Raw genomic sequence first — 21,968 nt, forward strand, 5'->3', positions numbered from 1 at the left:
TTATGCTCTGCTTCGGTGCTCAAAAATCAACTCATTCTGGCTCAATCTAGCGAAATGTCAACAGCCCCTAGACTTTTAAAATAAATTCTTATCCACCGCAGCCCCTTGTGCCACATCTTTTGAAATAATATTCTTATTCACTAATTCAGTTAAATGCTGATCTAAAGTCTGCATCCCTTTGGTCTGGCCAGTTTGAATAGAAGAAAACATTTGCGCTACTTTATCTTCACGAATCAAATTACGAATGGCGCCAGTACAAATCATAACTTCCAAAGCAGCAACACGCCCCCCACCAGTCCGTTTCAACAATGTTTGCGCAATAACAGCCTGCAGTGACTCCGACAACATGGAACGTACCATGGCTTTTTCCTCTCCAGGAAATACATCAATAATCCGGTTAATAGTTTTCGTTGCCGAATTGGTATGCAAGGTGCCGAATACCAAATGCCCGGTTTCTGCGGCAGTCATCGCCAAACGAATCGTTTCCAAATCACGCAACTCACCAACCAGAATCACATCAGGATCTTCACGTAAAGCCGAGCGCAAGGCGGCATTAAAGCTGTGGGTGTCTTTATGCACCTCACGTTGGTTTACTAAACATTTCTTGCTTTGATGCACAAATTCGACTGGGTCTTCAATCGTTAAAATATGTTCGTAACGCGAGGAATTGATGTAATTAATCATCGCCGCTAAAGTGGTACTTTTTCCTGAACCTGTAGGCCCAGTTACCAATACCAGTCCCTTAGAAAAACTGGCCATTTCTTCAAAACTCGGCGGTAAATTCAATTCGTCCAAACTTAAAATAGTAGAGGGAATCGTACGAAATACCGCACCAGCACCACGTAAATGATTAAAAACATTTACACGAAAGCGCGATAAGTTTGCTATTTCAAAAGAAAAATCCGTTTCTAAATGCTCTTCAAATTCTTTTCTTTGCCGATCATTCATCACATCGTAAATAATTTTTATTACCTCTTTATGCTCCAGAGGAGGTAAATTAATTTTACGTAAATCCCCATCCACACGAATCATTGGCGGCGATCCTGCAGATAAATGCAAATCAGAAGATTTATTTTTAACTGAAAACGCCAATAACTCAGCTACATCCATAGCTCAATTGTTCCTAAATTGTGTAATAATAGATTAGCGCATGAAATGTTGCTCGGCAAACATTATTTCTTTTGCTATTGTTAGCGTTTTAGCATTACAAATTAAAACATGAACCTTCTACAAAACCTAAATCATATCAAACAACTCATTAAACAAGCAGAATTAAACAGCGGCAGAATGTCTGACGAGGTTTTACTGCTTGCAGTGAGTAAACAACAAAGCATTAATGCAATTACAGAAGCATTCCACCTTGGAGTAAAGCATTTTGGGGAAAATTATTTTCAAGAAGCGCAATACAAAATAAACGCATTAAAAGACTTGCCTCTTTGTTGGCATTTTATCGGCCCCATCCAAAGCAATAAAACAAAAGGCATCGCCAGTCATTTCAGTTGGGTCCATAGTGTCAATCGCAAAAAAATCGCCTTGCTCCTTAATGAACACAGACCGACCAATTTAGGCCCACTGAATGTCTGTATCCAAGTTAATTTAATCGATGAAGAAAGCAAATCAGGAATTATGCCGGCAGAGGCTGCTGAGCTAGCCGCAGCGGTTAGTCAATTGCCTCACCTTAGACTTAGAGGATTAATGACCATCCCTCCCCCACAAAAAGATCAAAAAAAACAATATGACCTATTCATGCAGCTAAATCAACTCATGCATGCACTGAATCAACAACTAGGGTTAACCATGGATACCCTGTCAATGGGAATGAGTGACGATTTAATGCCAGCAATTAAAGCTGGGGCTACCATAGTTCGTGTTGGACGTGCTATTTTTGGTGAGCGGCAAAGCTGATATACTAGCTGCCGTGCTATTATTTAGATGCTATAGGGGCAAACATGTCGGGTTTAACAGCAGTAGGATTATTTGTTGTTTCATTATTTTTTTCACTTCTCATTTTTACTATATGGCTGCGTATGGCTTTGCGCTATTTTCGCATTAGTGCGTTAAACCCCTTGAGCCAGCTCATTCATACGATTACAGATCCACTAGTTAACCCAATACAACAGCTGTTCAAACAAAAACCGAAACCTGGACAAAAATATGATGTAGCTGCAATTAGTGCATTAGTTCTAGTTGAGATCTTTAAAATACTCCTCATTAGCCTTATTGCCTTCCATGGCGTCATGCCAATGGGTTATTTTTTAGTTTATGTGATCGCAGATTTAATCGTCCAACCTTGTGATCTACTCTTTTTTGCTATTTTAATTCGCGTGATTATGAGCTTTGCAAATCCTGCTTGGAATGGTCCAATCGCAGATGTTTTACGCATCTTAACCGAACCACTTTTAAAGTATGGCCGACGATTTTTTCCGAATATCTCTGGTTTTGATTTTTCGCCTTTCCTCATCCTTATGGTCTTAAAAGTAATCACCTTATTTATTAACGCCAACCTGCCCTGGAGATTATTATAAAACAAACTATACTTACATATAGACGACGGACAGCAAGGATGAAATCATGAAATTGACTCATAGTGTGAGTTTAGCATTGGTTCTTTTACCCTTTAGTCTATTTGCTGATACGCAATCGTTGTATTGTCCGCAGAATCATGCCTACATTAGTATTGGCATGACTCCCGATCAAGTTATTGCTGCCTGCGGCCAGCCCGTAAGCCAACAAGATTCGAATCAACCCGTAACGCAAAAAATTCCAGTGCAACAACTAATTTACAATAATATGGGTACTAGCTCTGCGTTTTACGGCGTGTGGAACGTCTCCACTGGTAGCAGCGGTTCACGACTGGAAGTTAGTATTGTTGATAAAAAAGTAAAAGACATCAAATTAAACAGTTCAGATACCAACGCTGCTTCTATTTGTAGCGGAAATAGCATTCAAGTTGGCGATCCAGTAGAAAAAGTTTACTATTCCTGTGGAAGTCCTTCCTTGACGAACAATACGTACATTAATGAAATAGTGCCAACAGCACAAAAACCGCAGGTATGGATCTATCAATTCGATCAATATCAACCACCAGTAACCTTGACTTTTGTTGATGGCAGACTAAAATCCTTCAATTAATTAATTGAGGTACTACTCTAATGTCCGAAACCGTAGATGATATCACTATTGCCTTTAGTGAAAATGGCACTGAAACAACCAAGGAACTGGATAAACAAGTATTAACTAAAGGTGCGTGGACTACCATCATGTTTAAATATCAAGATTGGGATAATGCCAAAAATGATTATGGTCCAGTGAAATATACTATTCGCCGTTATCAAAAGCGTAACAATCAATATTGGCAAAAATCCAAATTTAATATTTCCAGTGCCGACCAAGCACAAAAGATTGTTGATATTCTAAGTGATTGGTTAAAATAATTTTTTGTAGCCGGATTAGGTGAAGTCTAATCCGGAAATACAACACCCATGCCGTACAATGAGCTCCCACCTTGCTACTAAAAGTAACTGTAACTGAAATCGTGAAACGTTCCGGTACGTTATTTTTCACAAACTAAAATTACTTTTCAAGTCATTGCAAATTGCGATTAACTGACGCATTATGCTATAGTTAATTTATATTTATATGAGGGAGATTGACATGGCTCAATCGGTGAGATTGTCAGATACATTAGTCAAACAAGCTAAAGCAGTGGGTGAGGTAATGTCTCGCTCTGGAGCGGGACAAATTGAGCATTGGGCAAAAATAGGAAAAATCGCAGAAGACAATCCTGATTTATCTTATGCGTTTATTAGGGATAGCTTGTTAGCAAAAGCAGAAATAGATAATGGATTGGTTGATGATTATGAATTTGACCATTAAACAATCCAACTCTTTTAAGAAAACCGTAAAAAAATTGCCTAAACAATATAAAGCAATCCTCGATGAAGATGTTAGGAAATTAGCTAATGCTCCTGAAATTGGGGAGCGCAAAAAAGGAGATTTGGATTTTTTAAGAGTTCATAAATTCAACTTATCAAATCAGGAAGTATTATTAGCCTATATGTATAAAAATGAAGAGCTCGTATTAACCCTACTTAAATTAGGAACTCACGAAAATTTTTACCGCGATATCAAAAACATCTTTTAAAATCGATGAGTTTTCAACGAATAATAGAATACCAAGATGCGCTCAAGAAAACCTATTGCATTCAAATGGCGTCATTTTAGGCAAAATAGGGTAATTTATAATATATTTAAATTTCATTAAGAATAAAACCATTATTCGTCACAATTAAAATCAATTAGCTTTAATGATATTTCATTTGAAACTTAATGAAATAAATTAGTCCCCCTTGGCCTATATCCGTGTAATAGGCCCGGGAGAAATGTCAAAATCTCGATGAACTATCGGATTTAAATGTAGCTGACCTGTTACATATCTGTTAATAAATTAGTTACTTGTAATGAAAATACCTCTTCATGTCTTCAATGCCTCGCATAAAATTATGTAAATTAAAAAACTACACTGGTGATTGGCGTAGCTTTTTTAAATCACCTCGACGCTGTTTGCTAGCAAGTCGTTTCTTGACCGACCCTTTAGATGGTTTTGTTTTCCTGCGCTTAATAGGTACTGAACTTACTTTTTTAATTAATTCAACTAAGCGCGCCAAAGCATCAGTCCTATTTTTCTCTTGACTTCGATACTTTTGTGCCTTAATAATGATCATCCCATCGGCTGTAATACGATTATCTTTTAATTGCATTAATCTGAGCTTATACTCATCAGACAAATTAGACTGTGCGAGACTAAAACGCAGATGAATGGCGGTAGAAACCTTATTCACATTTTGCCCCCCAGCCCCTTGGGCACGAATGGGAAGCAACTCAATATCTGATAGAGAAATGAAAATACTGTTTGTTATTTTTAACAAAATCATCCTACGTTAGAACAAATAAATGCTGATTGTATCTCAGATGCTTGAATCATATCGACCAATTTTTTCTTTAATGCAGGTAAATCAGTAGTGCTTCGAATAGTGCGTAAGACATTCAATGCCTGCATATCTTTTTGCGCAGCAATGTCAGCACCGCGCATATGATTCACACCCCTGCTTCCATTTACTGTTCCAGAACGCATTATTGCGAAATCAACCCCCATTATATTTCCTGCTAATTTAGCATCTGGCCACCAAGGCTCAACTTTTTTAGTAAGATTATTAAAATAGCTTAAAACCCGATTAAATGTTTCACTATTAAATTCAGGTGTCGGTTCAAATGGCACTTCTGGATCACAATAATGCTGAGCGACATGAGCAGGAAGATAGAATTCTGCCATCCCTATTATTTGTTTCCAATGCTTAAGCTTAGTATGCCAATCCCATTGGTTAAAATATTTAACAAAGGTTTGAAGTGCGTTGATAATAGCAAAATCATAATGTTTTTCATTATATTCCTCACCATTTAACACATAACGGATCCCATTTTTTTCAAGTCCATCAAATTGGCTTAATAACTCAACAGCAATCCGCTTACCCTCTTCGTGTTGAGACAGACAATTCAAGATCATTGGCCCCATATATTTAACATCCAAAGCCCATAGGATGTATTCCCAAACCGTGATATTTTCAAAAACTCGACCCGACTTATCCTTTATAAGACCTCTTTTTAATAGAAGCTGAGGATATTTTTCGAGCATTTCTTTTACTTTAGATTGTGTTCCTTCAGTTACGTACTGCGCCAGTCTAACCCTTAAACGTTCAGGTTTAGATAATTGATAAAAATGGCGACAGGTAAAGGCAAAGCTATCATGTGCTTGTGGGTGTGGTTCTAAATTTAGTCTAATAATATTCGTTAATTCATCAGCTAATAAATTAAATAGAGAATTACCGGTAGATTCTGCTTTTTCTTGCATGGGGATAGCCCTCATTAAATGAGAGCTGATGGTACATCAAGTGCTATAATCGAGCAATATGCATTGCTACATCAATGATGTTCATGTCGTCAACCTATGTAAGAACTAATCTGTCCTGGAAACAGTGACAAAGCCGCAGCCTCCAGAACCGCTCTAATCAATCCACTCTAAACCAGAATGCATCCGTGTAAAATAATCGTCAACCATTGATTCTGAAACCATCTCCAAACTATCAGGATGCCAACGAGGAGTCTTGTCTTTATCAATTAATAAAGCACGGACTCCTTCATAAAAATCACTACCATGCATGAAATGACTAACAAGGTTATAATCCATTTGTAAACACTGGTCTAAACTTAAGCCTTTAGCTTTTTGCAATTGCGCTAAAGTTACTTTAAGACTGATTGGTGATTTTTGTGACAGTGCATTATCAATACTTACAGGCCATACCCCATCTAAATCTTGCAAAGAAGACTTAATCGTTTCTACCGTAGAATGAGCAAAACAAACATCAATGGCTGGCTTAATCTGGCTGGGCTCTACTGTAGAAGACTCTGTGACATACTCATACAAGCACTGATCAACCCCCTTAAATGCATCCACTGATAAATCCGTATTCTTTAACGTATTTAACAGGGCAGGAATTTGTTCTGAAGAGATGATTTGTTTTACTAACCCAGCCCTTAGCGCATCCTGAGGCCCCAGGCGATTGCCGGTTAATCCCAAGTAAATACCTAAATACCCCGGGCAGCGAGTTAACAAATAGCTAGCACCGATGTCAGGAAAAAAACCAATACTTGTTTCAGGCATAGCAAAAACAAAATGATCGCTCGCAACAGGATGACTACCGTGTAATGAAATCCCTACACCGCCCCCCATAACCAGACCATCGATCAATGAAATATAAGGCTTACCTAAATGATGAATAAAATGATTTAAACGATATTCATGCCAAAAGAATTGCATTTGTTCTGAGTCATTTAAGCGACCAGAAAAATAAAGTGAGCGTACATCGCCTCCGGCACAAAAAGCATTGCCCGGAACTGCCTGGACGACAATAGCATGAATGTTGTCGTCTTTTTTCCAAAGACTTAATTGTCTTTGCATGCGCAGAATCATCGTTAACGTCAATGCATTTAATGCACTGGGCCGATTTAAGGTGATTAATCCTAACTGACCTTCTTGTGTAAAAAGCACATCATCAGTCATCATTATATTCCCTTAAATTGTGCAACTCGTTTACCTAAAAATGCAGACACGCCTTCTTGTTTGTCCTCAGTTGCACATGCCTTAGCAAAATGAATTGCTTCTAAATGCAAAGCATCGGTCAAAGATAAGTCATAACCATGATCAATCGCTTCCATAACTCCAGCTACGGCAAGCGGTGCCATACTTAAAATACCTTGCAACATAGTTTTACCATGCGCCAACAGGGCTTCAGGTTCGACTACCTCACTAACTAATCCCCACTGCAACGCGGTTTCCGCATTGATAAAACGAGCGGTTAAGCATAAATCCAAAGCCCGACCTTTGCCAATTAAACGCGCCAGACGTTGCGTACCACCATAACCTGGAATAACACCTAATTTGACTTCAGGTTGGCCAAATTGTGCCTTGGTAGAAGCAATTCTGAAGGTGGCCGAAATGGCTAGCTCGCAACCACCACCAAAAGCAAAACCATTCACCGCAGCTAAAGAAGGTTTGCCTATAGTTTCTAATAAACGAAAAACTTCTTGGCCATAACAGGAAAATTCGTAACCTGTTTGTGCCGTACATTCAGCCAATCGGTTAATATCAGCACCCGCACAAAAGGCCTTACCATTGCCAGTAATCATGATGGCTTTTACTTTGGGATTGTTTTTTGCTGCCGTTAATAATTTTGCTAAAGTAGTTAACACTTCGGTACTTAAAGCATTTAATTTGTCTGGTCTATTCAAAGTAAGCAACAATATTCCCTGGCTATCTAATTCTTGTTCAATTAAATTCATTAATTTAACTCCTGTTAATAACGTAATTAGCACAAAACATAATCATCATCTAAAGTTGTTTTTGCAATAATTTCACGCATGATCTCATTCGTCCCTTCAAGAATTTGATGCACTCGTAAATCCCTAAAGATTCGCTCTATTTGGTAATCACGTAAATAACCATAACCACCATGTAACTGCATTGCTTTATCACTAATATGAAACGCAACATCCGTCGCTAAGCGTTTTGCCATAGCACAATACATTGGTGCTCGCGGATCATTGTTATCCATAGCATTCGCTGCTCGATAAACCATCAAGCGCGCGTTCTCATAATCAGTAAGCATGTCCGCGAAATAAAAACGTAATGCCTGCATGTCTTTTAATGGTTTGTGAAATTGTCTGCGTTCACGCATATACTGTTGCGTCAAACGCAAACAGGCCAGTGCCCCTCCCAAGGAACAGGAAGCAATATTCACACGTCCACCATTTAGTGCATTTAAAGCAATTTTAAATCCGATGCCCTCATCGCCGACGCGATTTACAATAGGAACACGGCAATTTTCAAAATAAAGCATGCAGGTTGGCTGATTTCGCCACCCCATTTTTTTCTCTAATTTCCCGAAGGTTAAACCTGGAGTATCTTTTTCAATTAACAAGCAACTGATTCCATGATGACTTTCATCTCCAGTGCGCACCATACATAAATAAACATCACTAGCAGATCCTCCAGAAATGAAGGCTTTGGAACCATTAAGTACATAATAATCACCATCTTTTATGGCTTTAGTTTTTAAAGAGGCCGCATCAGAGCCGGACTCAGGCTCTGTTAAACAATAACTGCTCAATACGTCCATGGCAGTTAATTTAGGTCCCCATTTTGCTCTTAATTCAGGACCGGCATAACGATCGATCACGGTGGTAACCATGTTATGAATAGAAAGATAAGCACTGGTACTGATGCAACCAGTAGCTAATTGTTCAAATAATAAAGCCGAATCTAAGCGCGTTAATTGCGAGCCCCCGATATCTTCGCGCGCCATCATACCGGCCATACCTAATGCAGCAGCTTCACGTAAAATATCAATAGGAAAGTGACTATGGTCATCCCAGGTGTCTGCCATAGGGGCCAATTTATCGCGCGCAAAATCAGCGGCCATTGCTCTAATCTCTTGATGTTCTTCAGTGAATTCAAAATCCATAAACCATCCTTAGAAAATTTTGTTATAACAATACTATTAATGTAATATTATTGCTAATTTTTCATTGCCGTAAAAGATGATGCTGCAAAAATTACCTCGATCTTTTTATGAACGCGATACCATTATTGTTGCCAAAGAACTTTTAGGTAAATACCTCGTTCACCACGAATGCATAGGAAAAATCGTTGAGGTTGAAGCCTACCTTGGCCAACATGATTTAGCCTCACACACAGCCAAAGGCCATACCCCAAGAACAAAAGTGATGTTTGGCAGCGCAGGTCATGCTTATGTCTATTTAATCTATGGCATGCATTATTGCACCAATGTGGTTACTGAACGCGAAGGCATTGGCTCAGGTGTCCTGTTACGTGCCTTAGAACCAATCCAAAACGTTCTAGGGCGCACACAAGGCCCCGGCTTACTCTCTAAAGCCATGCATATTGACAAGCAACTGAATGCACATGATTTGACTAGCAATACCTTTTATATTGCCGCAGGAGAAAACGAAGAGCCACTAACCATTGTCGAAAAACCAAGAATCGGAGTGCATTATGCAAAAGATTGGGCTGAAAAATTACTGCGCTTTTATATTAAAGATAATGCTTTTATTTCCAAGCCATAATGATATGATTGCCACTCTTAAGCGCTCGTGAAAAAATAAGAATACGTACATGGAAACTTTAGCCCCAACCACGACAACCAATAAAAGTGCCCTGACAGTACTTAAAGAATACTTTGGTTTTGATTCATTCAGAAATCCACAAGAAGACATTATTAAAGATGTTATAGCGGGCAATGACGTACTTGTTTTAATGCCCACTGGTGGAGGAAAATCTCTTTGTTATCAAATACCTTCGCTCGTTAGGCCCGGTGTAGGTATTGTAGTTTCCCCATTAATTGCCTTAATGGAAGACCAGGTAACAGCGCTAAGATTACAAGGTATACGTGCCGCATACTATAATTCCTCGTTAACCAGCGAAGAAGCCAAAAAAGTATTGGCTCAATTACATAATGCTGAGTTAGATTTACTGTATATTGCTCCAGAACGTCTTATTAGCGCCTCATTTCTCGAACGCTTACAAGAATGTCATATTTCCCTATTCGCTATTGATGAAGCCCATTGTATATCCCAATGGGGGCATGACTTTCGCCCTGAATATGCTGCATTAGGTTTATTAAAAGAGCACTTTCCTACTATTCCAATTATTGCCTTAACCGCTACGGCCGATAAACAAACGCGTCAGGATATTGTCGTTAAATTAAATTACACGCCAAAAAAATACATTGCTTCATTTAACCGCCCTAACATTCATTATAAAGTGGTTCCCAAAACCAATGCGGCCAAGCAATTAAATCAATTCTTACAATCAGTTGAACAACAATCTGGTATTATTTACTGTGGTACGCGTAATAGCGTTGAGAGTCTTGCTGAAAAGCTACAGGATATGGGCTTCAAAGCACGCGCCTATCATGCCGGTCTTTCCCATAAAGAACGCAAAGAAGTACAAAATTTATTTCGCTATGATCGCATTGATATCGTGGTTGCCACGATTGCCTTTGGTATGGGGATTGATAAGCCTAATGTCCGTTTTGTTGCACACCATGATTTACCTAAAAATATTGAGGGCTATTATCAAGAAACAGGTCGGGCCGGGCGCGATGGCTTACCTGCGCAAGCGCTACTTCTCTACGATGCAGCAGATAGCGCCAGACTACGCTCATGGATTATTAATACGCCACTGGATGAACAACGCCGAGTAGAAACCAACAAATTGAACCACATGCTGGCTTTTGCAGAAGCGTCCCATTGCCGACGTCAAATCTTACTACGTTATTTTGATGAGCCCTGTGATAGCGAATGCAAATACTGTGATGTATGCGACAACCCACCAATAACCGCCGATGCAACTGAAGATGCGCAGAAATTCTTATCTTGTGTTTATCGTCTACGCCAAAACTATGGCTTAACCTACACCATAGAGGTATTACGTGGCAGCGCCTCTGAAAAAATCAAACAATTTGGCCATGAACAATTAAGTACCTTTGGTATTGGTAAAGATAAGTCCCCTCATTACTGGAAACAATTGGCTTGGCAACTCATCCATAAAGATTATTGTTTCCAGGACATTGCTCATTTCAATGTATTAAAACTTACACAAAAAGCGATCCCTTTACTCAAAGGAGAAGAAAAAATCGCGCTGACTATTCCCAATAATGACCTTAAGGGCAGCAAGAAGAAAACGAAAGAACGTCGCTCAGGAGAGTCGAGTAATAATCCTTTGTTTGAAGTATTACGTGCCTTAAGACGCAAACTTGCCGATGAAGAAAATAAGCCTCCATTTATGATCTTCAGCGATGCCACATTACATGCAATGACGGAAGCTAAACCACAAAATACCGAACAGTTACTTGCTGTGCCAGGAGTTGGTCAACATAAATTAGCTCATTATGGCAATCATTTTCTCAAGGCTCTACAAGAATACAGCGTAGAGTAATTGCACTAAATTTTTCCTTACGATATTCTGAGATCTATTGACATTTCGCAATATAACAGTGAAATTTTTCATTTCTATTCGCGCTCATAAGGGCGTTAGAGTGATTAGAAGTGGTGCCTAAGGTCTTATTTTGCGTTGCCTACCAAACAAAGGAGTTACTATGAGTTTACAAGATGTAATAAAAAAAATTGAAAACGATCGTGGAATTGGCGTGTTTTCAAAATCTAATAAAACAATGGATGGTAAACATACTTACCAAATATCCTTTAAACTCAAACCATCACAGCAAGTATTAGCGCAACTAGGAAGTATTCAAGATAATACGAATCCATTATTAACCACCAAAGGAACCATTAAAGCTTCCGGTAATCCAGATATTAGCGTAACAAGTTTTGCCCCTGAAAAATCGAAAAATAAATTAACCATTGCAGGCACAGCAATTGACAAACTATTAAGCAGTGCGCGTATTTATGTAAATACGCATCTATTTCCGGCAGGATACTATGAACGAGTAATACAAGAACATTTAACGACCAAAGAAGATTTACCAGAAGAAAATAAAGGTATTGATTGGGAAAATCTTGCTGTAGGAATATGTCACGCTCAAGAAATACACTTACTTGTAGATACCGTCGCTAGCGATAGTCACCCAGCAAGGGCACATACTACGGTGCTACCAGATGGAACCTCCATTACTGAAAACACGCCCGCACTTTTATTACTTTCAAACCCTATATTAAATCTGAGCAAAACTCATACTAAAGCCCTAAAGACAGAAGAAGAACAAATAAAATTTATTGCTGGCATGTATCGTAATCTGTTTCATGCCACAACCAGTCAAGGACGCAATTACATCGTCATGCCCGCAGCTGGCTTGGGTGGACATGGAGGTACCCCGAAGACATACTTTAAAGCATTAATGACTGTAGCCCAGGAATATCCTGATTTAAACATTATTTATAATGCCGGCGATCACGAGAAAACTTTTGATAAAGTCTTAAAGAAAGGCTTTAAAGATGAAGTCTTTAAAAACAACAAAAAACCAATTAACGTAGTGCGGACCACCAAAAATATTATTTTTGTCGCCGCTCAATTGACCTCTCATAATCAACTCTGCGCAATTCACAATCCATCCAGTAGTAATGTTGTTTATGGAAAAAGTGATGTTGGCGAACACTGGCAATCAGCCGATACCGAACTGCGTAACATTTTTGGTAAGAATCCAGGGAAAACACTTCAAGCTTATATAGGAACTATATCTACCGCCCCATTAGGCAGCTATGGTGTCAATCCAGAAGCATTTAGTCGCATTGAAGAAAATGATTTAGATAATACAATTGTTTTAAATAGAAGTAGAACCAATTCAACTGCAAATAATACGCCAGTAGATTCTACTCATGCCTCAAAAACAGAAGAAGACAATGACAGTAAAAAACGCCCTACCCCTCCTCAATCAAAAACGTCACCAGAAGCACCTGTGGTGATGAAGCCCGCTACAGAGGACATACCGAAACAAACACAAGAACCATCGACTCAAGTGCCGCCACCACCAAGGCAAGAGGATACTCCGAAAAAAGCGGATAAGTCCTCGCAGGATGTACCAGCAGCAACTGACAAAACATCGACTACAGATCAATCAAGTACATCAGGAAAAATCTCAGGCCCAGGTTCAAGTGGCATATTCCCACCCTCGCCTAAGCAAGAGCCTAATAAATCAGCAACAGATAAAACTACAGAAAGAAAATCAGCACTGACAGAAGAACAACTTAAAGAAATTAGAAAAACCATTGATCAATTAACAGGAGAGATGCAAAGCTATTGGCCTTATCCAAATAAAGACGTAAAACAGATCAAAATCAATGCGCTAAACGCTTTAATAATTAATGCGCAAAAAATGACAATTACCGAAGCAGTTACCGCAGTAAAAGCAGATTATCCTCGTGCTACCGAAGGCCGTATTAGTATGCGTACTGCCGATTTACTCCATAAATTAGAGAATTCCCCAGCAAATAAGGTACAACTCTAGGAGCAGTAAGCCCATAGCCATCAAATTCCCTTCTCCCGGTAATGGGCATAGGCATCAAGCGAAGGAAATTAACCGTATCTATCCTCGATCCGTTCGGGCTGAGGAAGCGCTTTAGCGCTGTCTCGAAGCCTTGCATGTCTTGGCACGAGGTTTCGAGATGGCATAAAGGCCTCCTCAACCCGAACGGGTCTGGAAGGCATTTATGATTTTTTCGGGGAGAAGGGCACTTTAGCTTAACTTAACGTTTCGGAGAAGATGCTCATGAACAATTAATAAAGAACCAACTCACGTAATAACGTTGTAGCATAAGTGCCTGCAGGCAAAATAAACGACAACTCTGCAGTATTTTCTGCAATAACACATTCAAATTGCTCTGCATGCAAAATGTTTGCTCGCCAGGCTTCCTCTAATCCAAGCCGTTCTAAACCTGCCAACCACGGTAACCAGTCAGCATATATTTCATTAATTAGAGCTAAGGCATCCCCATTAGCTTTATGTCTGCTTTTTCCTGGTAGCGGGCTTGCTGGAGAAATATCTTTCTTTTTTATGCGCTCACATAACTCTTCCTGGATCTCATCAATAACAAAAATACTGTTTGAACCACTAAGCTGCATTACATCTCCCACCAAAGGCATATTCCAATTATGCTTACGAACACGTTGCGCTAAGATCAAATTGAAGAGCCATGAACGTGCAGCAGAGCAATACATGCCTTTAAGAAAACGATCGTTTACCTTGCGACCATGAACAAGCAATTCTTCTGCTTTAACTAAATTACCCGCTTCATGGCCAAATCGTTGCTCACCAAAATAATTAGGCACACCGGATTGCTTCACTTGCTCAATACGCTGCAGTAAATCATCTTCATTAGAAACTTCGCGCAAACGTACTATAAATTGATTGCCCGTTAAAAATCCTGGCCGCAGCTTTTTATGATGGCGGGTGCATTCCAATACCCTCCAGCCTGGTGCAGCGAGTTGTTCAATACCCGGAATGTCCTCCCCGGGTGCATGCACACTAAGCCACTGCGTCGTTAATGCTTGTCGATCTTTTAATCCGGCATAACTGATCAATTTCATTGGCTTATGAATTAAGCTTGAAAGTGACTTAACCACCTCTTCAGTAGTTAACCCTCTTTTTTCAATTTTTAAAATAATGTGTTCACCTTGACCACTAAATGGTGTATCAAAAAACTCATTAACCTGAAAATCATCAGGAGTATATTTAAAAAGTGCTGTCGATTTGGGCAAATCATAAACACGTGGCCAATCTAATGAATACATTGCAACTACCTTTTAAAAAAATATTCAAAATACGCATAAAATCAAAGATTTTGGTACATACTTAAAAAGAATTCGTAAACTCTATATTAATTAGGGTCCGCTTGACCTTCGCTAATTAAGGTGAAAAAAGGTTGATTTTCAGGTACCGAAAACAGCAAGTTTTCGTCAAAAAAGCAAAAGTGTCAACAACCCCTTTGTTAAATAGGTGGATTAACAATGAAAACAGAACACGCGCCAATACGTAAAGCAGTATTTCCAGTTGCCGGTCTGGGGACACGATTTTTACCTGCAACTAAAGCCGCTCCTAAAGAAATGCTATCTGTTGTTAATAAACCTCTAATTCAGTATGCCGTTGAAGAAGCATATGCCGCAGGCATTCGCCAAATGATCTTTGTCACCTGTCATAATAAACGTGCTATTGAAGATCACTTTGATCTTGCCTATCAACTTGAAAATGAACTCACCGCTCATCATAAAGACGAACTCTTATCCATAGTGCAATCAGTAAAACCAGAGGATATGGAATGTTTCTTTGTACGTCAACCTAAAACACTTGGTTTAGGCCATGCGGTATTATGTGCGGAAAAAATCATAGGTGAAGAAACGTTTGCAGTGATTCTTGCCGATGATTTAATGATTGGGGAGCCTCCTGTTTTACAACAGATGACGAAACTTTATGAACAATATGGACACTGCATTATTGCTGCCGAACATGTTCCCTCAGAAATGACAGAGCAATATGGCATTATTCAGAGTATTCCCTGGGAAAAAAATATGTCTAAAGTGCAAAATCTGGTAGAAAAACCCTTGCCTCATCTTGCCGCCTCAAATACAGCTATTGTCGGTCGTTATATTCTTACTGAAAAAATCTTTGCGCAAATCAAAGCATTACCAAAAATAGAACATAAAGAAATTCAACTTACCGATGCAATCAATAGATTGCTCAAAGAAGAAACCATTTTAGCCTATCATTATCAAGGAAAACGCTATGATTGTGGCAGTGTATTTGGTTTTTTTAAAAGCAAATGTAGACCTTGGAAGAAGTCACCCAATTGAAGGTGAACGCTTTTCCAAATGGCTTTTAGAAGAGCATCATAATTAATAAGAGCTGTTGACATTTCGTGAGCTTGAGCGAAAATGGGTTGATTTTCAAGCATCTGAGCGCATAAGACTAATGTCTTTGTGTCAAGAGAGTAGAAATGCCAATAGGCCCTAATTAATAGAGAATTAGATATGGAATATCCAACAACAAAAAATGCATGGAAAAAACTAGAGCAACACGCAAATAAGTTCATTAAGACGTCCAATAGGTCATCACCGCACTATCATGCGGTAAGTGACAATATTACTCTTGATTACAGCGGACAACAGATTGATGATGCGATTCTTAATACGCTGCTTGAACTTGCTACCGAAAGCAATCTGCAAGAACAAATTAATGCCTTATTAGCAGGACATCCTGTTAATAGCACTGAAAATAGACCGGCTTTACATACTGCGTTACGCGCCCATGATTATGAAATAATACACGTCAACTCACGAAACGTGGTTGCCGATGTTGTTGAAGTCCGTCAGCAAATGAAGCGCCTGTCAACACAAATCAGAAATGGCGAATGGCTTGGCTATTCAGGAAAACCCATTACAGATATAGTGAATATTGGCATCGGTGGCTCAATGCTCGGCCCGTTTTTCTGTATTGATGCATTTAGCGATTATGTAACTGATAAATTAAAATTTCATTTTATCGCGGAAATGGATCCCAAAGCCTTCTCACGAGTTAGCGCCAAACTTAATCCAGAAACGACATTGTTTATTATTTCTTCAAAATCATTTACAACCCCTGAAACCTTATACAATATGGAAAAAGCATTTGCTTGGATGAATCAAAAACAGCATTTTGACAAACACTTTATTGCAGTAACTGCTAATGTAAAAAAAGCCCAAGAATATGGATTTAATCATATACTGGCCATATGGGATTGGGTTGGTGGCCGTTATTCTGTATGTTCTTCGATTAATTTGATCACTTGTATCGCTATAGGCTTTGAACAATTTTCAGAAATGCTGACTGGTGCAAAGATGATGGATGAGCATTTTCGCACAGCCGCGTTTCCCGAAAATTTACCGATTCTTTTAGGATTGTTAGGTGTTTGGAATATTAATTTTTAAAAAATAATAACCATTTAGTGCTCACCTATTCCGAGGATTTAGAATACTTTGTTCCTTATCTGCAACAGCTTGATATGGAAAGCAATGGAAAATCAATTAATAAACAGGGACGACGTGTCGATTATGATACGGGACCTATTATTTGGGGTGGTCCTGGCAATCAAGCGCAACATAGTTACTATCAACTTTTATGCCAAGGTACTCTAAAAATAGCAACCGTTTAATCAGTGTGAAGGCATTCGATGGTCAAGCAATTAATAAAATCTGTCTTGGGCATCAAAGAGTGTTAACACAAGGTGTGACTAGTGAAGAAAATCCTCACAGTTATGTGGCAGGTGCAGTGCCTGTAAATCACTTATCAATTGTCAATTGCACACCGAGAGCATTGGGTTCTTTAATCGCTTTATATGAACATAAAATTTTCGTGCAAGGGGTGGTTTGGAATATTAATTCTTTTGATCAACCCGGTGTTGAAAGTTCTAAAAAGATATTTAGAGAATATGCCTAAGTGATCTTAAGCTCAATCATCAAGGAAAAGGTTCTTGCAAATAGGAACCTTTGCGCATCAAATAAGACCATCCCTTGACACAAACCCAACCCTCTTGCTATCTTTTTTAATTAATAAAAAAATATGAATCAATATGATTAGTAAAAAATCAATAGCAATCATTGGTGCAGGACATCTAGGCAGCGCGTTAATTCGCGGCCTAATCAAAAGTGGCTATGCCGAAAAATCCATAATCGTCAGTAATCGCAACCCTGCTAAATTAAATCGTCTGGTTAATGAACTCGATGTTGTACCCGCTGAAAGCAATAGCAAAGCAGTTGAGGATGCTGACATCCTTATTCTGGCGATAAAACCCCAATTCATGCACGATGTTTGTATGGAAATAGCAGCCAGCGTTCAAAAAAAACGCCCATTAATCGTTTCTTTAGTTGGTGTTACCGAAATCAAGCAAATTGCTCTATGGCTTGGCGCTCACGATCTACCTATTATACGTGTCATGACTAATACACCAATGGAATTTGGCAAAGGCACCTCTGCCCTTTTTGCTAATAGCCTAGTCAATACAGAGCAGAAGTTATTGATTGAAAGCATTTTCAATGCAGTAGGCTCACTATTTTGGCTTGATGAGGAACAGCTCTTAGATCCACTCACCGCGGCGATTGGCAGTGCCCCCGCTTATGTACTTTTATTCATGGAAGCACTACAAAAAGCAGCCATGAGTCAGCATATTCCTGAAAAACTTGCAGAAAAAATTGCTTTTGATGTTGTGGCTGGCACTGCCGTCCTGGCAGAACAATCCGGCCGTTCTTTTGCAGACTTACGTGCGGGTGTTACTACACCCAATGGAATTACAGAGCATTCTTTAAAAGAATTGGTTATTAATGATTTTTTTGATGATTTCAAAAAAATTTACCAAGCAGCTAATGAACGCATAACACAAATTAAAGAGCCGCAAATTTAATCTTAAATTAGCGTGAGTTTTGGATAAAAAATAGAAGAATATCTTAGCTCACAATGATCCGTTCGGGCTAAGGAGGCATTTATTGCCGTCTCGAAGCCGTGCGAATCTTGACAACAAGGCTTCGAGACGGCGCCGGGCACCGCCCCTCAGACCTCATGGAGTTAATGAGCCACCTTTATCAGAGTCAAGTGAATTAAGAGCAGTTAATGCATCCTCCGCGGCGCTTTTGGATTCAGAAACTTTAAGTTGAAAGAAATTAGTACGATAGCCAAAAGTAGTTACAGTACTCACTACATTGCCTAACTTCTTCAAAAGATTAAGTAGATAATCGCCCCAGCCTAAATCTTTTTCTAATATAGGAAGTGCCTCATTTATTGCAGCATCACATTTTTGTTTGAATGCAGTCTTGGCAACTTTTAAATCTACAGCTGGATTAGCTATATTGCTAATAAACTCATCGCGCGTGTTGTTTAAGGCCATTAGCAGCTCAGATGCTTTGGCATGAGCAGCAGGCCATTGATGTTGCTCAATCCCGCCTATTTTATTCTCCAGACCAAGCAAAAGATTATTAATTTTATATTTTAACCCAACTCCAGCTCCTATTCTGTTTAATTCTGCCTTAGCACCTGCATGCCCTTGGGCTGCTGCACGTTGAAATTGCTCTACTGCCGCTGCCTTATCTTGAGCCACCCCACGACCAGAAGCAAACCTTAATCCTAGGCCATATTGAGCCATCGCATGTTCCTCGAGCTGCTGCAAGGCGGTACTGCGCAACTGCCGCTTCATCATTTTGTTCAATCCCACGGCCATTGGCAAGCATAAACCCTAGGTTATATTGAGCAGGCGCATACTCCTGAGCTGCTGCAAGGCGGTACTGCTCAACTGCCGCTTCATCATTTTGCTTAACCCCACGGCCATTGGCAAGCATAAACCCTAGGTTATATTGAGCAGGCGCATATTCCTGGGCTGCGGCAAGGCGGTACTGCTCAACTGCCGCTTCATCATTTTGCTTAACCCCACGACCAGAAGCAAGCCTTAAACCTAGGTTATATTGAGCAGGCGCATACCCCTGGGCTGCGGCAAGGCGGTACTGCGCAACTGCCGCTTCATCATTTTGCTTAACCCCACGACCAGAAGCAAGCCTTAAACCTAGGTTATATTGAGCAGTCGCATCCCCCTGCGCTGCGGCAAGGCGGTACTGCGCAACTGCCGCTTCATCATTTTGTTCAATCCCTCGGCCATTGCCAAGCATAAACCCTAGGTTATGTTGAGCAGGCGTATACCCCTGGGCCGCGGCAAGGCGGTACTGCACAACAGCTGCTTCATCATCTTGCTCAATCCCACGGCCATTGGCAAGCATAAACCCTAGGTTATATTGAGCAGGCGCATGCCCCTGGGCTGCGGCAAGGCGGTACTGCGCAACTGCCGCTTTATCATCTTGCTCAATCCCACGGCCATTGCCAAGCATAAACCCAAGGCTACATTGAGCAGGCGCATACCCCTGGGCTGCGGCAAGGCGGTACTGCGCAACTGCCGCTACTTCATCTTTAGCTATCCCATTACCAGTGGAGTATCGCGTCCCTAAAGCACATTGCGCCTTAGCATCTCCAGCATTGGCTTTTTGAATCAAATCTGTAATTTCAAGGGCATTTAAATCGGACATAAGACACTCTTAACCTAAAGTATAAATTTAAGTAAAGTATACATGAATGACACATATTTAGTCAATATGGGTTTTTATTGACAATGAGGCGGTGCGCGCATCATTTAGAAAGACAAAGCCGATGAATTAGCTATAAAACTGAGTAAGATACATTTTAAGTGCCACAATCAGCCCCCTCATCGTCACACGCAAGAAGCATAGGCGTCAAGTAAAGAAAAAAAGCCCATAATCCGTTCGGGCGTAGAAGGCATTTATTGCCGTCTCGAAGCCCCGTGCCAAGATGAGCAAGGCTTCGAGACAGCGCTAAAGCGCTTCCTCAGCCCGAGCGGATCGAGGATAGGCAAGGTTAATCTCCTTAACATAACGCCTATGCCCCAAAGGAAGAAGAGATTTTCTACGTAGCTTAAAATAAGCTACCCTTTTGCCTATTAACCTAAAGAGGAAATAGGTCTAACCCAAGGATTTAATTTCATCAATGAGGGAGGTAAGCGCTCAATAGACTGTTGCGCATCCGTCATGTTGTTGTATTCGCCCATAGTTAGCACATACCAAACTACTTTATTCTCAGTGTAATGATGTAACTTAGCGGAAGTATAAAGCAATTTATTATTTTTTATGTAACGCTGCATGTCCACCTTATCTGGGCTAGCCACTAATTGGATGGTATATAACTTTTCTGCTTTAGATGCAGTGCCTTTGCCACTTATTGATTGTGCTTTTGCCAGTAGATGGGAACTAATATTGGCTTTCGCATGTATTACTGCTTTATCGGCTATGGCGATAGCCTCGCGCGATAAACCTTTATTGATAATATCCAAATTTTGCTTTTCAGCTAAGTTATGTTCCACTAATTGTCGTGTTACCGAATCCTGCCATGACGCAATTGTGCTCGACAGCGCTTCAGGTTGTACCTCAATAATCTCAGCTTGAGGTGATGCTAAAGCGGTTGTCACATTGGTTGCCGGCTCTTGATAATAAGCATTGGATAAAAACAAACAGGCTGCACCAGCAAGCACTGCTCCCCCCACTGGAACAGCTGATTTTCTGAATAGTTCCCGTATATTGCCTTGAACTTTATTCGCGCAGTTAAATACAAATGACTCTAAGCTACTATTAATTTTAGCTACATTGCCCTTAGTTAGTTGATAAAACTGCTTTAATTGAGCATCACTTAGTGGTTTGGTAATTAAATGAGTAGCCATAGCACGCTGCAATACATAAGTTCGTGCTTCACTTTCAGTCAATGAACTTAATTCTATAGTATGTACCAAATCATTAAAAAATGAAGCGGATAAACTATTCAATGCAGCAACCAGAGAATAATCTGAAATCAAACACAGATGAAAAAAATTAAAATTTTCTTGGTTTTTTATCGCAAGCATCACTTCTTTAATAAAGACTTCCGGCAAATGCTGGGCATCATCAATTATGAGCAAGACATGTGCCCTGCGTTCATTAATTTGCGCTACCAAAGAAGAAATATCGGTATGTTGATCGTATTTCAAATGAAATTGCGTTGCAATATCCTCAATAATCTCTTCCCGGTTGCACGGCGCTTTAACAGTGATGGCCAACAGTTTTATTTGCGGATCCAAATTGTTTTGCAACAAAGTAGCAAAGCAAGTTTTACCACCCTCCTTTTCAGATAAAACAGTGATAAGTACGTTATTAAAAAGAATCAAATGATTAATGAATTCAATCTTTGACACCCAAGATTCTGGTTTTAATAATACCCTTGGCTGTATTACAGCTGCCAAATCAGACTGAAACAATCCCTCATTCATTT

The 21,968-nt window shown here is 39.8% G+C and carries 22 protein-coding genes and 1 pseudogene; 13 read left to right on the plus strand and 10 right to left on the minus strand.

Annotation, left to right across the window (positions count from 1 at the left end):
- Positions 1-75: 75 nt before the first annotated feature.
- A complete protein-coding gene (locus LDG_RS06225) occupies positions 76-1,110 on the minus strand; it encodes a type IV pilus twitching motility protein PilT (RefSeq protein WP_006870356.1) in 1,035 nt (344 codons plus the stop codon).
- 108 nt (positions 1,111-1,218) lie between these two features.
- Here LDG_RS06225 and LDG_RS06230 point away from each other — a divergent pair, with 108 nt between their 5' ends.
- The 6 genes from LDG_RS06230 to LDG_RS06255 all read left to right on the plus strand — a co-directional run bounded on the left by LDG_RS06230 (position 1,219) and on the right by LDG_RS06255 (position 4,144).
- Positions 1,219-1,905: a YggS family pyridoxal phosphate-dependent enzyme gene (locus tag LDG_RS06230; protein WP_006870357.1), complete on the plus strand. Its 687-nt coding sequence runs from the start codon at positions 1,219-1,221 to the stop codon at positions 1,903-1,905.
- A gap of 44 nt (positions 1,906-1,949) precedes the next feature.
- Positions 1,950-2,525 (plus strand): YggT family protein, encoded by a 576-nt coding sequence (locus LDG_RS06235; protein WP_006870358.1) that lies wholly within the window; start codon positions 1,950-1,952, stop codon positions 2,523-2,525.
- A 46-nt stretch (positions 2,526-2,571) separates the two neighbouring features.
- Positions 2,572-3,132 carry a DUF2845 domain-containing protein gene (locus LDG_RS06240; protein ID WP_006870359.1) on the plus strand — a complete coding sequence of 187 codons (561 nt, stop codon included), beginning with the start codon at positions 2,572-2,574 and terminating at the stop codon, positions 3,130-3,132.
- A gap of 20 nt (positions 3,133-3,152) precedes the next feature.
- Positions 3,153-3,434, plus strand: a complete 282-nt coding sequence (locus LDG_RS06245; RefSeq protein ID WP_006870360.1) for a hypothetical protein — start codon at positions 3,153-3,155, stop codon at positions 3,432-3,434.
- A gap of 220 nt (positions 3,435-3,654) precedes the next feature.
- On the plus strand, positions 3,655-3,876 hold the full coding sequence (locus tag LDG_RS06250) for a ParD-like family protein (RefSeq protein WP_006870361.1): 222 nt from the start codon (positions 3,655-3,657) through the stop codon (positions 3,874-3,876).
- Positions 3,854-4,144 carry a type II toxin-antitoxin system RelE/ParE family toxin gene (locus tag LDG_RS06255; protein WP_006870362.1) on the plus strand — a complete coding sequence of 97 codons (291 nt, stop codon included), beginning with the start codon at positions 3,854-3,856 and terminating at the stop codon, positions 4,142-4,144. Before LDG_RS06250 ends, LDG_RS06255 begins: the two co-directional genes overlap by 23 nt.
- A gap of 373 nt (positions 4,145-4,517) precedes the next feature.
- Here the strand turns inward: LDG_RS06255 and arfB are convergent, their stop codons facing one another.
- From arfB to LDG_RS06280, 5 genes are all read right to left on the minus strand, one after another.
- On the minus strand, positions 4,518-4,928 hold the full coding sequence (gene arfB / locus LDG_RS06260) for an alternative ribosome rescue aminoacyl-tRNA hydrolase ArfB (protein ID WP_006870363.1): 411 nt from the start codon (positions 4,926-4,928) through the stop codon (positions 4,518-4,520).
- Positions 4,929-4,930: 2 nt separating this feature from the next.
- Positions 4,931-5,908 (minus strand): hypothetical protein, encoded by a 978-nt coding sequence (locus LDG_RS06265; RefSeq protein WP_006870364.1) that lies wholly within the window; start codon positions 5,906-5,908, stop codon positions 4,931-4,933.
- Positions 5,909-6,061: 153 nt separating this feature from the next.
- Positions 6,062-7,117: an enoyl-CoA hydratase/isomerase family protein gene (locus LDG_RS06270; protein WP_040534718.1), complete on the minus strand. Its 1,056-nt coding sequence runs from the start codon at positions 7,115-7,117 to the stop codon at positions 6,062-6,064.
- A gap of 2 nt (positions 7,118-7,119) precedes the next feature.
- Positions 7,120-7,896, minus strand: coding sequence for an enoyl-CoA hydratase/isomerase family protein (locus tag LDG_RS06275; RefSeq protein WP_006870366.1), 777 nt, complete (start codon positions 7,894-7,896; stop codon positions 7,120-7,122).
- 26 nt (positions 7,897-7,922) lie between these two features.
- A complete protein-coding gene (locus LDG_RS06280; RefSeq protein WP_006870367.1) occupies positions 7,923-9,077 on the minus strand; it encodes an acyl-CoA dehydrogenase family protein in 1,155 nt (384 codons plus the stop codon).
- A gap of 82 nt (positions 9,078-9,159) precedes the next feature.
- On the opposite strand from LDG_RS06280, the gene LDG_RS06285 reads away from it, so the two are divergent.
- From LDG_RS06285 to LDG_RS06295, 3 genes are all read left to right on the plus strand, one after another.
- Positions 9,160-9,699: a DNA-3-methyladenine glycosylase gene (locus LDG_RS06285; RefSeq protein ID WP_199484661.1), complete on the plus strand. Its 540-nt coding sequence runs from the start codon at positions 9,160-9,162 to the stop codon at positions 9,697-9,699.
- 49 nt (positions 9,700-9,748) lie between these two features.
- The gene (gene recQ, locus LDG_RS06290; RefSeq protein ID WP_006870369.1) at positions 9,749-11,572 is read left to right on the plus strand and encodes a DNA helicase RecQ; all 1,824 of its coding nucleotides are present in this window, start codon (positions 9,749-9,751) and stop codon (positions 11,570-11,572) included.
- 160 nt (positions 11,573-11,732) lie between these two features.
- A complete protein-coding gene (locus LDG_RS06295; RefSeq protein WP_006870370.1) occupies positions 11,733-13,598 on the plus strand; it encodes a hypothetical protein in 1,866 nt (621 codons plus the stop codon).
- A gap of 269 nt (positions 13,599-13,867) precedes the next feature.
- Here the strand turns inward: LDG_RS06295 and truD are convergent, their stop codons facing one another.
- The gene (truD, locus tag LDG_RS06300) at positions 13,868-14,881 is read right to left on the minus strand and encodes a tRNA pseudouridine(13) synthase TruD (protein WP_006870371.1); all 1,014 of its coding nucleotides are present in this window, start codon (positions 14,879-14,881) and stop codon (positions 13,868-13,870) included.
- A 216-nt stretch (positions 14,882-15,097) separates the two neighbouring features.
- On the opposite strand from truD, the gene galU reads away from it, so the two are divergent.
- The 4 genes and pseudogenes from galU to proC all read left to right on the plus strand — a co-directional run bounded on the left by galU (position 15,098) and on the right by proC (position 18,519).
- The gene (gene galU / locus LDG_RS06305) at positions 15,098-15,937 is read left to right on the plus strand and encodes a UTP--glucose-1-phosphate uridylyltransferase GalU (protein ID WP_006870372.1); all 840 of its coding nucleotides are present in this window, start codon (positions 15,098-15,100) and stop codon (positions 15,935-15,937) included.
- A gap of 177 nt (positions 15,938-16,114) precedes the next feature.
- Positions 16,115-17,274: pseudogene (locus LDG_RS06310) on the plus strand (glucose-6-phosphate isomerase).
- 59 nt (positions 17,275-17,333) lie between these two features.
- On the plus strand, positions 17,334-17,558 hold the full coding sequence (locus LDG_RS20115; RefSeq protein ID WP_233491424.1) for a glucose-6-phosphate isomerase: 225 nt from the start codon (positions 17,334-17,336) through the stop codon (positions 17,556-17,558).
- Between the two features lie 133 nt (positions 17,559-17,691).
- Entirely contained in the window at positions 17,692-18,519 is an 828-nt protein-coding gene (gene proC / locus LDG_RS06315; RefSeq protein ID WP_006870376.1) for a pyrroline-5-carboxylate reductase, read from the plus strand.
- A 153-nt stretch (positions 18,520-18,672) separates the two neighbouring features.
- Here proC and LDG_RS18435 read toward each other — a convergent pair whose 3' ends face one another.
- From LDG_RS18435 to LDG_RS06330, 3 genes are all read right to left on the minus strand, one after another.
- Positions 18,673-19,254, minus strand: coding sequence for an SEL1-like repeat protein (locus LDG_RS18435; RefSeq protein WP_158307870.1), 582 nt, complete (start codon positions 19,252-19,254; stop codon positions 18,673-18,675).
- On the minus strand, positions 19,196-20,182 hold the full coding sequence (locus tag LDG_RS06325) for an SEL1-like repeat protein (protein WP_006870378.1): 987 nt from the start codon (positions 20,180-20,182) through the stop codon (positions 19,196-19,198). Before LDG_RS06325 ends, LDG_RS18435 begins: the two co-directional genes overlap by 59 nt.
- Positions 20,183-20,610: 428 nt before the next feature.
- The gene (locus LDG_RS06330) at positions 20,611-21,966 is read right to left on the minus strand and encodes an AAA family ATPase (RefSeq protein WP_006870379.1); all 1,356 of its coding nucleotides are present in this window, start codon (positions 21,964-21,966) and stop codon (positions 20,611-20,613) included.
- Between the last annotated feature and the right edge of the window lie 2 nt (positions 21,967-21,968).

The organism is Legionella drancourtii LLAP12 (assembly GCF_000162755.2).
Lineage (GTDB): Bacteria > Pseudomonadota > Gammaproteobacteria > Legionellales > Legionellaceae > Legionella > Legionella drancourtii.